The 13,682-nt window shown below is 60.2% G+C and carries 11 protein-coding genes; 10 read left to right on the plus strand and 1 reads right to left on the minus strand.

Features of this window, described 5'->3' with window-relative positions; genetic code table 11:
• Positions 1 to 149 precede the first annotated feature (149 nt).
• Positions 150 to 2,777, plus strand: a complete 2,628-nt coding sequence (locus tag WOB96_RS03790; RefSeq protein ID WP_341369946.1) for a pilus assembly protein — start codon at positions 150 to 152, stop codon at positions 2,775 to 2,777.
• A 53-nt stretch (positions 2,778 to 2,830) separates the two neighbouring features.
• Here the strand turns inward: WOB96_RS03790 and ispH are convergent, their stop codons facing one another.
• Entirely contained in the window at positions 2,831 to 3,766 is a 936-nt protein-coding gene (ispH, locus tag WOB96_RS03795) for a 4-hydroxy-3-methylbut-2-enyl diphosphate reductase (protein WP_341369947.1), read from the minus strand.
• A 164-nt stretch (positions 3,767 to 3,930) separates the two neighbouring features.
• Here ispH and aroE point away from each other — a divergent pair, with 164 nt between their 5' ends.
• The 9 genes from aroE to WOB96_RS03840 all read left to right on the plus strand — a co-directional run bounded on the left by aroE (position 3,931) and on the right by WOB96_RS03840 (position 13,523).
• A complete protein-coding gene (gene aroE / locus WOB96_RS03800; RefSeq protein WP_341369948.1) occupies positions 3,931 to 4,800 on the plus strand; it encodes a shikimate dehydrogenase in 870 nt (289 codons plus the stop codon).
• Positions 4,770 to 6,488 carry a type IV-A pilus assembly ATPase PilB gene (gene pilB, locus WOB96_RS03805; RefSeq protein ID WP_341369949.1) on the plus strand — a complete coding sequence of 573 codons (1,719 nt, stop codon included), beginning with the start codon at positions 4,770 to 4,772 and terminating at the stop codon, positions 6,486 to 6,488. The genes aroE and pilB overlap by 31 nt, the downstream gene beginning before the upstream one ends.
• A gap of 11 nt (positions 6,489 to 6,499) precedes the next feature.
• Complete coding sequence (locus WOB96_RS03810; RefSeq protein ID WP_341369950.1) at positions 6,500 to 7,747, plus strand: type II secretion system F family protein; 1,248 nt, start codon at positions 6,500 to 6,502, stop codon at positions 7,745 to 7,747.
• Positions 7,748 to 7,770: 23 nt separating this feature from the next.
• Positions 7,771 to 9,441 (plus strand): two-component system sensor histidine kinase NtrB, encoded by a 1,671-nt coding sequence (locus tag WOB96_RS03815; protein ID WP_341369951.1) that lies wholly within the window; start codon positions 7,771 to 7,773, stop codon positions 9,439 to 9,441.
• 20 nt (positions 9,442 to 9,461) lie between these two features.
• Entirely contained in the window at positions 9,462 to 10,826 is a 1,365-nt protein-coding gene (locus tag WOB96_RS03820) for a sigma-54-dependent transcriptional regulator (protein WP_341369952.1), read from the plus strand.
• A gap of 14 nt (positions 10,827 to 10,840) precedes the next feature.
• On the plus strand, positions 10,841 to 11,629 hold the full coding sequence (locus WOB96_RS03825) for a prepilin peptidase (protein ID WP_341369953.1): 789 nt from the start codon (positions 10,841 to 10,843) through the stop codon (positions 11,627 to 11,629).
• Between the two features lies 1 nt (position 11,630).
• Entirely contained in the window at positions 11,631 to 12,242 is a 612-nt protein-coding gene (gene coaE, locus WOB96_RS03830) for a dephospho-CoA kinase (protein WP_341369954.1), read from the plus strand.
• Between the two features lie 81 nt (positions 12,243 to 12,323).
• On the plus strand, positions 12,324 to 12,518 hold the full coding sequence (locus WOB96_RS03835; protein ID WP_341369955.1) for a DNA gyrase inhibitor YacG: 195 nt from the start codon (positions 12,324 to 12,326) through the stop codon (positions 12,516 to 12,518).
• Positions 12,519 to 13,523, plus strand: a complete 1,005-nt coding sequence (locus WOB96_RS03840; protein WP_341369956.1) for a class 1 fructose-bisphosphatase — start codon at positions 12,519 to 12,521, stop codon at positions 13,521 to 13,523.
• Positions 13,524 to 13,682: the final 159 nt, after the last annotated feature.

Consider the following 13,682-nt stretch of genomic DNA (forward strand, 5'->3'; position numbering starts at 1 on the left):
TTAGGGGAAACAGTACTAGATGCTTAAAGCTCCCTGACCCAGTAGGTGGTGGCAATACACGCTATAGTGGCAACTATCTAAATTTTTTGTTCAGTACTTATGCCAACGGCACGGACTTGAGTGGCGGCACGATTCCAAACGAGACCCGCATGACCGTAGCCAAGCGGGTGGCAACAGATCTTGTCAATAATTCCAGTGGCATGCGTTTTGGTGTATCCAGCTTCTACGCCGGCTCAGGTACGTCTCAAAACTATGGTCACGGTGCAACGATCGATGCTACCTGCGGAAGCAGTACAACTGATCTGACTAGCGCAATTTCTGGCTACAGTGCTTCGACCAGCACCCCTCTGTCAGAGGCCCTTTACGAAATCACGCGCTATTTTCGAGGCATGTCAAGCTATTACCATAGCGACGTCAGCTACACCAGCCCTATCCAATACCGATGCCAAAAGAATTTCACCATTGTGATTACCGATGGTTTGCCGACTTACGACACGAATATACCAGCGAGCGACCCGGACGATAACAACTCCAGACTTCCCAATTGGGATGGGCTGGCGCCTGATACAAGCAGCAGCATGTATCCCAACTTCCCCCAGTACTCCGATGGCTTTCAGCCCACCGACTCTGAAGCAAAAGAAGGCTACTCACTCTATCTCGACGACCTCGCCAAGTTCGCCTATGACATCGACATGAGGCGCACCGGCACTGACAATGCCGATGTAAGCTACAACGATCCAGAATACAAAAAGCAAAACCTCAATACCTACACCATCGGCTTCGCCGCCGACAACCAGATGATGGAAGATGCTGCTGAATATGGGCACGGGCAATACTTCACGGCAAGCAACTCCGCGCAATTGATCCAGGCCCTGCAAAGAGTCGTCAACGACATCGCCGCGCGTACCGCTTCTGCCGCAGCTGTAGCTGTCAATACGACTACCGTCAGTTCGGATACCCGCATCTATCAGGCCACCTTTGATTCCGGTTCATGGGCGGGTGATCTGCAAGCCTATCCGGTCGAAATAGCGAATGGCGAAATCACCAAGGCCACACCTAGCTGGACCTCGGGCAGCGCCAACACCCAGCTCAAGCAGCGCGTCTCTGCAACTACTGATACGCGCAAGATCATTTCTTATAACGGCAGTACCGGGATTGCATTTACCTGGGCCACCCTCAGTAGCGCACAGAAGACACACCTTGTTGATGAGAACCGACTTAATTTCTTGCGGGGCCGCACGCAAGATGAGGGAGTGACATTTCGAGATCGCGACGGACCATTAGGCGACATCGTCAACTCACAGCCGGTATATGTCGCGAAGCCCCCTTTTACTTACTCGGATGCCACTTACCAGACTTTCAAAAGTGACCATGCAAACCGTACTCCAATGATCTATGTTGGTGCAAACGACGGCATGCTACATGCATTCAATGCATCAACCGGTGCAGAGGCCTTTGCCTATGTGCCCAACCTGCTCATGGATCAGCTAAAAAATCTTTCCAACATTCCCTATGCACATCAGTATTATGTCGATGGACCTATTACTGTTGGTGACGTTTATACAGGCACTTCATGGAAAACCTTGCTTGTCGGTGGCCTGGGCAAAGGCGGCAAGGGTTTTTACGCCCTTGATGTAACCAATCCGACTAGCACAACAGAAGAAGGCCTGAAATCGATAGTAAAATGGGAATTCACGGATGCTGACATGGGTTACAGCTTTGGCCGCCCACTCATCATCAAAACGGCTGCGGAAGGCTGGGTGGTCGCCGTGACGTCCGGTTATAACAACTCAGGCCAGGGCTATCTGTATCTTCTGAATCCTGATACAGGAGCGATCATTGAGAAGATCTCAACGACCATTGGGACTGCTGCCAATCCCAGTGGGCTTGGCCAGCCATCGGCGGCTGACGAGGATGGGGATGGCGTAGCAGATTATATTTATGCCGGAGATCTCAATGGCAGTCTCTGGAAGTTCGATCTTACTGCAAGCAACTCAAACAGTTGGGATATTGCCTTCAAAGTAGGCAGCACCAAGCTGCCATTGATCACCGTCAAGAATGCAAGCAATCAAGCGCAACCGATCACTGCTGCCCCGGAAATCGTCAAACATCCCACCAACGGCATGCTGATCATTCTCTTTGGCACCGGCCGCTATCTTGGAGCAACGGATGCCACCGATACCCAGACGCAAAGTTTTTACGCCATCAAGGACTCAGGGTCCGCAATCGCCAGCACGGACCGCAGAACCCTGGTGCAACAATCCCTCTATACCGCCACCATCAATGGTCAGCAGACACGGCTGATGACGTCGAACAATGTAGACTGGACTGTCAAAGATGGCTGGTACATGGATTTCATTGACAGCGGTGAACGGAACGTCACCAACCCGCAGGTGCGCAATGGTGCCTTGATTTTCACCAGCTTCATTCCGAACGAAGATCCTTGCAGCTTTGGCGGAACAGGCTGGCTCTACGACTTCAACTATCTGACAGGTGCAGCCTTTGAGCAGCCTGAACTGGACATCAACAATGATGGTGAACTGGATGGGAATGATGTCACCGGTGATGTGACTAGTGGTGACAAAACCTACAAGGGCACTCCTGGTGCGCTGCAGATTGGAAATGGCTTCGCTGCCAAGCCAACCATTCTGGATGACGGGCTCCGTGATAAAAAGTTCATATCCAAGAGCGACACCAGCATCCGAGTGGTCATGGAGCGCGGTGGCAACAAGCGGACCGGCAACTTCCGGCCGATCTCATGGCGCGAAGTGTTTTAAAGTCGGGGAAACCTGAGTTGAACAAAGCCGGGAGCGCTTCCCGGCTTTTCTTTTTAACCAGCCACCCGCGCCAGCGCCAGCGGCAGGCTGAACACCACCTTCTCCCGCACCCCATCCATCTCGGTGGCGACATTGCCGCCCCAGGCCTGCAACTGCTCGATCACCCCGCGCACCAGGTGTTCCGGGGCCGAGGCGCCGGCCGTCACCCCCACCCGCTCCACACCCGTAAACCAGTCCTGTTGCAACTGGCTGGCATCCTCGATCAGGTGGGCATGCCGGCCAAGCCGGGTACCTAACTCGGCCAGCCGGTTTGAATTGGAGCTGTTCGGGGCACCGACCACCAGCAGCACCTCTACCTGCTCGGCCAGTTGCTTGACCGCATCCTGGCGGTTTTGCGTGGCATAGCAGATGTCATCCTTGCGTGGGCCGTGAATGGCCGGGAAGCGTTCCCGCAGGGCATTGATGACCTGCGCGGTGTCGTCCATGCTGAGCGTGGTCTGGGTGATGTAGGCCAGATTGTCGGGGTTGCCCACCTGTAGGCGGCCCACGTCCTCGGCATCCGAGACCAGGTGCATGATGCCCTCGCCCGCCTGGCCCATGGTGCCTTCCACCTCGGGGTGTCCGGCGTGGCCGATCAGGATCATCTCCCGGCCCTCGCGGCTGTAGCGGGTCACTTCCATGTGCACCTTGGTCACCAGCGGACAGGTGGCGTCGAACACCTTGAGCCCGCGCCTTTCGGCCTCCGCCCTGACGGCCTGGGAAACCCCATGGGCGCTGAAGATGACCGTGGCGTCATCCGGCACCTCGTCGAGCTCATCGACGAAGATCGCGCCGCGCGCGCGCAGGTCTTCCACGACATGCCGGTTGTGCACCACCTCATGGCGGACGTAGATGGGCGCGCCGAGCAGTTCCAGGGCGCGCTCGACGATCTGGATGGCACGGTCGACACCGGCGCAGAAGCCGCGCGGGTTGGCCAGAAGTATGTCCATGAATCACCTGTTTCAGAGAGGTTGGCGCAGGCGCGGTCACACCGGCCCAAAGGGTTTATTTTAAGGGTCTTTTCCGGAAAAAGCAGCAACAGTCTCTGGCGGGTTCCGCTGACCCTGGAAGCGGGTTATACTACTTAAGTCTATTGCCTAACAAAGACTTCCTGATGCAAAGACGTCCCATCACCGGCAGAACCGCCGTCTACGGCATTCTGGGCCATCCTGTCGAACACAGTCTCTCTCCCCTGATGCATGCCAGCTTCGCCGAACAGACCGGCGTCGACATGGCCTATGTGCCGTTTCCGGTTGCCGGGGCGGATTTCGCGGCGGCTTTCAAAGGCTTGCGGGCACTGGGCGTGCGTGGCGCCAATGTGACGGTACCGCACAAGGAGCGCGCCCATGAAATGGCGGATGCACTGAGCCTGGAGGCGCGCGAGATCGGTGCGGTCAACACCCTGCAGATCAGACCCGAAGGTGTATACGGGCACAACACCGATGCCGCCGGCTTCATGGCGGCTCTCGATGACACCGGACTGGACTGGCGCGGGCGGCGGGCTTTGGTGATTGGTGCGGGCGGGGCGGCGCGCGCCATTCTCTGGGCCCTGGGGGCCGGTGGCGCTGAACGCATCCATCTTGCCAATCGCACCCTCGCGCGTGCGCAGGAGTTGGCCCGGCATTTCGCGAAACTCCCCATCCAGCCGATCGCCCTGGAGCGCGCCAGTCTCGATGCCATCCTGCCCGGTATCGGTCTGGTGGTGAACACCAGCAGCCGTGGCCTGCATGGTGAGGATCATCCGGAACTGGACCTGGATAAAGTGGATTCATCTGGCATTATCTGCGATATCGTCTATAACCCCATTGACACACCGCTGTTGCTGGCTGCTCAAAGCAAAGGGCTTTGTACAGTGGATGGCCTTGGCATGCTGTTGCATCAGGGCGCGGAGAGCTTTCGCCTCTGGACCGGTCAACAGCCCAGTGTTGCTGGCGCAAGGGAAATACTGAGACAATGGCTAGCGTCAACCCGCAAACACCCGTAAATTCACTCGGCCAGGCGCTCATCCATCAGGGGCTCTGCTCGGAAGAGGTGATTGCTGCCGCACTGACCGATGCCAGACAGCAGAGCACCACGCTGGTTGCGATGCTGGTCAAGAAGGGTCTTGTTGCGCCAAGCAATCTGATGCAGGCACTGAGCGCGCGCTATGGCCTGCCGATGCTGGACCTGGATGCGGTCAATATCGATAGTGACCCAGGCAAGCTGCTCGACAGCAAGCTGATCCAGCGTTATCGCGCCATTCCCCTGTCCCGCTACGGCAAGCAGCTGTTTCTCGCAGTTTCCGATCCCACCGACTTCAGCAGTTTCGACGACATCAAGTTCAATACCGGGCTGCAGGTCACGCCGGTACTGGTCGAAGAGGACAAGCTGGCGCGCGCCGTCGAGACCCTCTTCAACCGCATGGGCGGCAATATCGCCGAGCTGATTGGCGACAGTAGCTTCAATGCCAACTTGGAGAATCCGGAAGAGACCGAGGTCGAGCTCGAAAAGCTCTCGGCCTCCACCGAGGATGCGCCGGTGGTGCGATTCGTGCAGCACCTGCTGCTGGATTCCATCCAGCGCGGCGCCTCGGACATTCACCTGGAACCCTATGAGAAGTCCTTCCGGGTGCGCTATCGCATCGACGGCATGCTGCAGGAGATCATTCAGCCACCGACCGGGCTGCGCGATGGCATCACCTCGCGCCTGAAGATTCTGGCGCGCCTCGACATCAGTGAGCGTCGCGTGCCCCAGGACGGTCGGCTGCGGGTGCGCCTGAACCGCGAGCGGGCGATCGATTTTCGTATCAGCTTCCTGCCGACGCTCTATGGCGAGAAGATCGTGCTGCGTCTGCTCGACCCGGCCTCGGCCAAGGTCGGCATCGACAAGCTCGGTTTCTTTCCCGAGCAGGAGGCCGCCTTCCTCGAAGCCATTCATCGCCCCTACGGCATGGTGCTGGTGACAGGTCCCACCGGCTCCGGCAAGACCGTTACCCTGTACACCGCGCTCAACATTCTCAATACCGCCAGCGTCAACATCAGCACGGCGGAAGACCCGGTGGAAATCAATCTCCACGGCGTCAACCAGGTGAATGTCAACGACAAGATCGGCATGGGCTTTTCCACCGCGCTGCGTGCCTTTCTGCGCCAGGACCCGGATATCATCATGGTCGGTGAAATCCGCGACATTGATACCGCCGAGATCGCGGTCAAGGCGGCACAGACGGGGCACCTGGTGCTGTCCACCCTGCACACCAACGACGCGCCGCAGACCCTGACCCGACTGGAAAACATGGGCGTGCCCTTGTTCAATATCGCATCCGCCGTGCACATGGTGCTGGCACAGCGACTGGCCCGGCGGCTCTGCGAGCACTGCAAGAAGCCGACCAGCGTTCCCGAGCCCGCCATGCTGCAGGCCGGCTTCAGGCGCGAAGAGCTCAAGGGCTGGCGGCCACTGACAGCCACGGGTTGCGAGAAGTGCAGCAACACCGGCTACAAGGGCCGGGTGGGCCTGTATCAGGTGATGCCGGTATCCGAGGCCATGCGCAACCTGATCCTGGAAGGCAAGACCGCAACGGATCTGGCGCACCAGGCCGCCGCCGAGAACATCAACACCCTGCGCCAGTCCGGCTTGCGGCGCGTAATGGATGGCACCACCAGTCTTGAAGAAATTACCCGAGTCACCAATCTCTAGGCAGGCAGCTCATGGCGCAGGCAGCTCAGGAAATCGCACGCAACAACAAGGCCCTGGTCGTACTTGAATTCGTCTGGGAAGGCAAGGATGCGGAAGGCGCCCTGAAGAAGGGCGAGATCAGGGCACCAACGGAAACCTACGCGCGCGCGCTGCTGCGCCGTCAGGGCGTGACCCCTTCGCGGGTGAAGAAAAAGGCCAAGCCGCTGTTCGGCGAGCGCCGGGTCAAGGAAAAGGATCTGGTGGTCTTCACCCGTCAGCTCGCGACCATGATCAACGCCGGCCTTCCCATCGTGCAATCGGTGGAGATGATCGCGGCCAGCAGCGGCAATCAGGGCCTGAAGTCACTCCTGCAGGCGGTGCAGGTCGATGTCGAGGCCGGCGAGCGGCTGTCCGTGGCGCTGGCCAAGCATCCAGCCTATTTCGACAAGTTGTATGTGTCGCTGGTCGCCGCCGGCGAACTCGGCGGCATTCTCGATGGCATTCTCCTCAAGCTCGCCGGCTACCGGGAGAAGAGCTTCGCCCTGAAGGCCAAGATCAAGTCGGCCATGTTCTACCCCATCAGCATCCTGGTGGTGGCCTTCATCATCACCGCCATCCTGATGATCTTCGTCATCCCGAAATTCGCGGAGATGTTCTCCGGTTTCGGGGCCGACCTGCCGGCCCTGACCGCATATGTCATCAAGATGTCCAATGCCTTCGTGGACTACTGGTATCTAGTGTTCGGCGTACCTGCCCTGCTCATCGTTGCCCTGCTTCAGGCCTACAAGCGCTCAGCAGGCGTCAAACTGGCATTCGATCGCGGCCTGTTGCAGATTCCGGTGCTCGGGGAGATCCTGCTCAAGGGCGCCATTGCCCGGTTTACCCGGACATTTTCTACCATGCACGCCGCCGGCGTGCCCATGACCGAATCGCTGGACACCATTGCGCGCACCTCCGGCAATGCGGTGATCGAAGGCGCCATTCTCGCCACCCGCGAGGCCGTGTCTCAGGGCCAGCGGCTGTCGTTGCCGATGGCGGAAACCGGCATCTTCCCGCCCATGGTGGTACAGATGATCGGCATCGGCGAGGAATCCGGCTCGCTGGAGACCATGCTCGGCAAGGTGGCGGACTTCTATGAAGCGGAGGTCGATGAGGGCGTGAACCGCATGACCAGCCTCATGGAACCCATGATCATGGTGGTGCTCGGCGTCCTGATCGGCGGTCTGGTGATTGCCATGTACCTGCCCATCTTCAAACTCGCGTCAGTGGTCGGCGGTTAAGGCCAAAGGTTCTGGATAAATTGTTGAAACCATTCATCAGCCCGGCCGAGACCGGCGAAATCGCCTGGCGCATGCTGCTCAGCGTGGCCGGGTTCCGGCTTCTGATCCTGGCCGTGCTGTCTGTATTTGCCTTCCTGCCCCTGCAGGAGCCGCTGCTCGCGACCGCCGGAAATCCGGAACGCCTGCAGAATGCTGTGTTGCTGGCGGGCCTGGTAGGTCTCCTGCACCTGACATTTACACTCAAGCGCTGGCCGACCAACCCCTACCGTCTGTCGCTGATCCAGATTCTGCTCGACACGCTGATGATCACCCTGCTGGTGCATTACACCGGTGGCAGCCATAGTCCGCTGCTGGTACTTTACCTGCTGGTGATTGTCAGCGCCGCCTTCCTTCTGGGCGGACACAGCGCCTTTTATCTCGCCATTTCCAGCCTGGTGCTGATCTTCCTGCTATCAGGACTGCGGGTTCTGCTCAATATCGAGCAGCACATGAACAGTGCCTATCTGTTGATCTTTGGTCTCGGGCTCTTTGCCATCGCCACGCTGTCGGACAATCTCGCCTTCCGGCTGCGGCGCTCGGAAGAACTGCTGGAGGAACGGGGCTCGGAAATCCACAGCCTCAGCGCTCTGAACAATGAAATCATCCAGCACATGGATCTGGGCGTGATCGTGGTCAACCAGGACAATCGCGTTCTGCTGACCAACCCCTTGGCGCGCACCCTGACCGGCTATCCGGATTGGTCGGAAATACCGCTGCCGCTCGACATCATCAGCCCGACCCTGCTGAAGTTCGTGATCGCCTGCCGCCTTGGGCGGGAACTGCCGATAGATCCCGTCTCTCTCAAGGTGCGCCGGTTGCACGAGCATTTGGTGCGGGTGCGCTGCGTGGCACTGGATGAGAGGAGCAACGGCGCAGTCCTAATGCTGCTTTCCGATGTCAGCCAGGACCAGGCACGCGAGCAGCAGACCCAGCTTGCAGCGCTCGGCAGGCTGACCGCCAACATCGCGCACGAGATCCGCAATCCCTTGAGCGCGATCAGCCATGCGGCGCAGTTGCTGGCGGAACGGCAGCGCGAACCGAAGATGCAGCGTCTGACGCGCATCATCGTGTCCGAAACCGATCGCCTGAACCAGACCCTGGAATCCGTGCTGGAGCTGGGCAGCCCCCGCCCGGCGGAGATCCAGGACGTGCCAGCCCGTACCTGGTTCGAGGATGCCATGGAGAAGCTGAAGCAGGATCCCGCCAATTCCGCGGCCGAGATCCAGCACTACATGACGGCCGAGGACATGATCATCCGGGCGGATCCGGCCCAGTTGCAGCAGGTGCTCTGGAATCTGGTACGCAATTCGACCCGCTATGGTCATCACGAAGGTCAGATGCCGCGCATCGAGATTCACGTCGAACGGGAAAATACCGACACCGCACGCATTCTGGTACGCGATCATGGTCCCGGCGTGCCCGCCAACCTTGCCCGGCGCATCTTCGAGCCATTTTTCACAACCAATTCCCGTGGTACTGGCTTGGGACTGAACATCGTGCGCGAGCTGGTGCTCCAGAATCACGGAAAAATAGAGTATTATACGCATCCCAGAGGTGGGGCCGTTTTCAGGATCACCCTGCCGCTGGCTGATGTCCAATCCCCGGCAGAAACCACCAGCAGCAGCCTTGCCCAGCACCGGCATGGCGGCCACTGAGACCGACGAAACCTATCCCTATGAATGCTTCACTTGATCAGAACATCCGCGCTCTCATCGTCGATGACGAACCGGCCATTCGCGAATTGCTGGCCTATACCCTGGAAGATATGGACCTGCAGGTCAGCCTGGCAGCCTCCGTGCAGGAAGCCAGGGCTCAGCTCGCGCAAGGCGACATCCAGTTCTGCCTGACCGACCTGCGTCTGCCGGACGGCAGCGGCCTGGAGATCGTCAGCGAGATCCAGAGCCGCTATCCGAACATCCCTGTAGCTGTCATCACCGCCTTTTCCTCGGCGGATACCGCGGTGGAGGCCATGAAGGCCGGCGCCTTCGATTACGTTTCCAAGCCCATAGACGTCAACCGCCTGCGCTTGCTGGCGCGCAAGGCCCTGCAACTGGCCGGCGCCAAGCCGGCCGCTGAAAAATGTTCGGAAGATGCCTCCTGCCATCAGCATGCGGCCCGCATCCTCGGGGTTTCGCCAGCGATCACCCGCGTTCGGGAACAGATCCAGCGCCTCGGGCGCAGCATGGCCCCGGTGCATATTACCGGAGAATCAGGTACCGGCAAGGAACTGGTGGCCTGCGCCATCCATTCCGCCAGTCCGCGCGCCAGCGCGCCTTTCGTGCCGGTCAACTGTGGCGCGATTCCGGAAAATCTCATCGAAAGCGAGTTCTTCGGCTACGAAAAGGGCGCTTTCACGGGTGCCACGCAGCGCCGCGCCGGGCTCTTCGAGGCGGCCAATGGCGGGACCCTGTTTCTGGACGAGGTCGCCGACCTGCCTCTGAACATGCAGGTCAAGCTGCTGCGCGCCATTCAGGAGCGCGCCGTGCGGGCCGTGGGCGCCACCCGGGAAGTCACAGTGGACGTGCGCATCATTTCTGCGACGCATCAGGATCTGGCCCAGCTCGTGGCCCAGAAGCGCTTTCGCGAGGACCTTTATTACCGGCTCAATGTGATCCCGCTATCGGTACCGCCACTTCGGGAGCGCCGGGAGGACATTCCGGTCATTGCCGAGGCCCTGCTGCAGCGCGTTGCCGAGCGCCAGGGGCTCGGCAATCTGGCCCTCAGCCCGGCAGCACTCGCATGGTTGACGCATTATCCCTTTGCCGGCAACGTCCGCGAACTGGAGAACCTACTGGAGCGCGCCGCCGCCCTCTACGAAGGCGACAGCATCGAACCTCATGACCTGCAGCCGCCCGGCACGAGCAACTCGGAAACTGCGGAGACGCCAGTCAATCTGGATGACACCATCGATGCCACGGAAAAGCGCATCCTGCTCGATGCCTTGGAGCGCGCCAACGGCGTCAAGACCGAAGCGGCCCGGCTGCTGGGCATCAGCTTCCGCTCCTTCCGCTACCGGCTCAAGAAGCTGGAAATGCAGTGATACCGTCCGCCAGCATGGCCGCCCCGCTGCTGTTTTCCATCGGGCTTCTGGGGCTGCTGATCGGCAGTTTTCTGAACGTGGTCATCCACCGCCTGCCCCGGCAGCTTTCAGTGGTCAGCCCGCCATCGAGCTGTCCGGCCTGTGGGCACCGCATCCGACCCTGGGAAAACATCCCGGTGCTGAGCTATCTCTTCCTGCGTGGCAAATGCGCCGGTTGCGCCAGCGGCATCAGTTGGCGCTATCCCGCAGTCGAGCTCTTCACGGCCGGCATGTCGGCCTTCACCGCCCTGCAACTGGGCTGGACCTGGGCGCTCTTGCCGGGACTGCTGCTCACCTGGGCCCTGATTGCGCTGACATTCATCGATCTCGACACGCAACTGCTACCCGATGCCATCACCAAGCCCGGCATCGTGCTGGGCATCATCGTCAATAGTGGCGCCTACCTGCTTGGCCATCCTCTCTTCGCCAGCCCATTGGAGAGCATCCTCGGCGCCATCATCGGCTACGGCGTGCTCTGGCTGCTGGCCATGGCCTACCTCAAATTCTCCGGCCAGCACGGCATGGGCTTTGGGGATTTGAAGCTTTTGGGGATGCTTGGCGCCTGGCTTGGCTGGACCGCGGTGCCGATGATTCTTTTTATCGCAGCCCTGCTCGGCGGCCTGATCGGCATTGCGCTTTTGCTGGCGGGCCGGGGCCGGCACCACGCCATCCCCTTTGGTCCCTATCTCGCGCTCGGCGGCTGGCTGATGCTGCTCTGGCCCAAGGAAATCATTCAGGGCTATTTCTCTCTGCTGGGGGGCTGAGATGCTCTGCGTCGGCCTGACCGGGGGCATCGGCTGCGGCAAGAGCCGCGCGGCGCATGCCTTCGAGCGGCTCGGCGCGCACATTCTGGATGCGGATCTCATCGCCCGCGAGCTGGTCGCGCCCGGACACGAGAACCTGACGCGCATTCAATCCCGCTTCGGCCCGGACAGCATCCTGCCCGATGGCAGCCTGAACCGCCCGCTCCTGCGTTCGCGCGTCTTTTCCGACCCGGCTGACAAGGCCTGGCTCGAAGCCCTCCTGCACCCGCAGATCCGCCAGCTCATGCGCGAACGCACCCGTCAGATTGGCAGGCGGACGCCTGCGGCGGTGGTCATGCAGGTGATCCCCTTGCTTGTTGAGATTGGCGCGCAGAAGGACGTGGATCGCGTGCTGGTGATCGATTGCAGCCCGGCGGTGCAATATCAGCGCGTGCTGGGGCGCGGCGGCTGGACGGCCAAGGATATCGAGGCCGCCATGGCCAGCCAGTGCCCGCGCGCCGAGCGCCTGCGCCATGCCGATGACATCATCGATAATGATGGCAGCCCGGCAGCACTCGAAGCCCAGGTCGCGCAACTGATGCTGCGATATCGCCAGTTGGCGGGCGCCGACTAGAACCCGGGCCAGTCGACCATCCTGGTTCGCCTCTGCTACACTGTCCGCAACGATCCAGCCAGGTAAATACCGAGACTTGCCATGGAAAAAGCCAGGGGAAAGCCGGTCAGACGTCTCTGTCCGCGTTGTCGCCAGCCTGCCATCTGGGAAGGGAATCCCTACCGCCCCTTTTGCAGCGAGCGTTGCCGCCTGATCGATCTGGGTGCCTGGGCCAGCGAGGACTACCGCGTGCCCAGCACCGAAACCGCTCAGCCCCCATACGAAGAGGATACGTAAATGCAGATTGGCAAGACCCTGAAACAGTTCGCCCAGGAAGAAGCCCTGAATCACCCGGAGATTCCTGCGGATATCGCTTCGCTGCTGGACGATCTAGCGGTTGCCTGCAAGTACATCGGCAGCCTCGTGAACCGTGCCGGCCTTTTGGACATCCGCGGCGCGGCAGGCGCGGAAAACGTGCAGGGCGAGCAGCAGCAGAAGCTCGACGTCATCTCCAATGAGGCCATTCTGCAGGGCATGGCCCATACCGGGCACCTCGCCGGCATGGGTTCCGAGGAAATGGATGATCCCTGCCAGATCCCCAAGGGCGCGCGCCGGGGCGACTACCTGCTGCTTTTCGATCCGCTGGACGGCTCCAGCAACATCGACGTCAACATCAGCGTCGGCACCATCTTCAGCGTGCTCAAGGCCCCCGAAAGCGGCCGGGACGTGGTTGAAAAGGATTTTCAGCAGGCCGGCAGCAAGCAGGTCTGCGCCGGTTATGCGGTATATGGTTCCTCGATCATGCTGGTCTATACCTCGGGCTTCGGCGTGAACGGCTTCACCCTGGACCCGAATATCGGCGAGTTCATCCTGACTCACCCAAACATGCGCGTGCCGGCGGACAGCAAGGAATACGCCATCAACGCCAGCAATTACCGCTACTGGGAAAAACCCGTGCAGCGCTACATCGACGAGCTGGTGGCCGGCAAGACCGGCCCGCGCGGACAGGATTTCAACATGCGCTGGGTGGGTTCCATGGTGGCCGACGTGCACCGCATCATGAATCGCGGCGGCACCTTCATGTACCCCTTCGACACCAAGGACGCCAAGAAGCCCGGCAAGCTGCGCCTGATGTATGAAGCCAATCCGATGGCCTTTGTCATCGAACAGGCCGGCGGGGCGGCGACGGATGGGCGTACCCGCATCCTCGACATCCAGCCCGAGGGCCTGCATCAGCGCGTGCCGGTGATCCTGGGCTCGAAAAATGAAGTCGAGCGCGTGACCGGCTACCATCAGGATTAATCCGCCGCAACACTAAGCCACAGCCTCCCCCAGTAAGGCAAATGCCGCATACCGCGGCATTTGCCACAATTCTGCCCCCTCCCGGTACGCCGATCCCAAGCAAAACCGCCACTTTTGGGTGGCACATCCTTTGCAATCCCTCGGCAACATCAATAAGCC

This window comes from Thermithiobacillus plumbiphilus, assembly GCF_038070005.1.
Lineage (GTDB): Bacteria > Pseudomonadota > Gammaproteobacteria > Acidithiobacillales > Thermithiobacillaceae > JBBPCO01.

Bases quoted from the DNA above. Each gene is read 5' to 3' on its own strand.
- WOB96_RS03790 (WP_341369946.1), top strand. From the start codon at position 150: ATGACCGTAGCCAAGCGGGTGGCAACAGATCTTGTCAATAATTCCAGT.
- ispH (WP_341369947.1), bottom strand. From the start codon at position 3,766: ATGGACATACTTCTGGCCAACCCGCGCGGCTTCTGCGCCGGTGTCGAC.
- aroE (WP_341369948.1), top strand. From the start codon at position 3,931: ATGCAAAGACGTCCCATCACCGGCAGAACCGCCGTCTACGGCATTCTG.
- pilB (WP_341369949.1), top strand. From the start codon at position 4,770: ATGGCTAGCGTCAACCCGCAAACACCCGTAAATTCACTCGGCCAGGCG.
- WOB96_RS03810 (WP_341369950.1), top strand. From the start codon at position 6,500: ATGGCGCAGGCAGCTCAGGAAATCGCACGCAACAACAAGGCCCTGGTC.
- WOB96_RS03820 (WP_341369952.1), top strand. From the start codon at position 9,462: ATGAATGCTTCACTTGATCAGAACATCCGCGCTCTCATCGTCGATGAC.
- WOB96_RS03825 (WP_341369953.1), top strand. From the start codon at position 10,841: ATGGCCGCCCCGCTGCTGTTTTCCATCGGGCTTCTGGGGCTGCTGATC.
- coaE (WP_341369954.1), top strand. From the start codon at position 11,631: ATGCTCTGCGTCGGCCTGACCGGGGGCATCGGCTGCGGCAAGAGCCGC.
- WOB96_RS03835 (WP_341369955.1), top strand. From the start codon at position 12,324: ATGGAAAAAGCCAGGGGAAAGCCGGTCAGACGTCTCTGTCCGCGTTGT.
- WOB96_RS03840 (WP_341369956.1), top strand. From the start codon at position 12,519: ATGCAGATTGGCAAGACCCTGAAACAGTTCGCCCAGGAAGAAGCCCTG.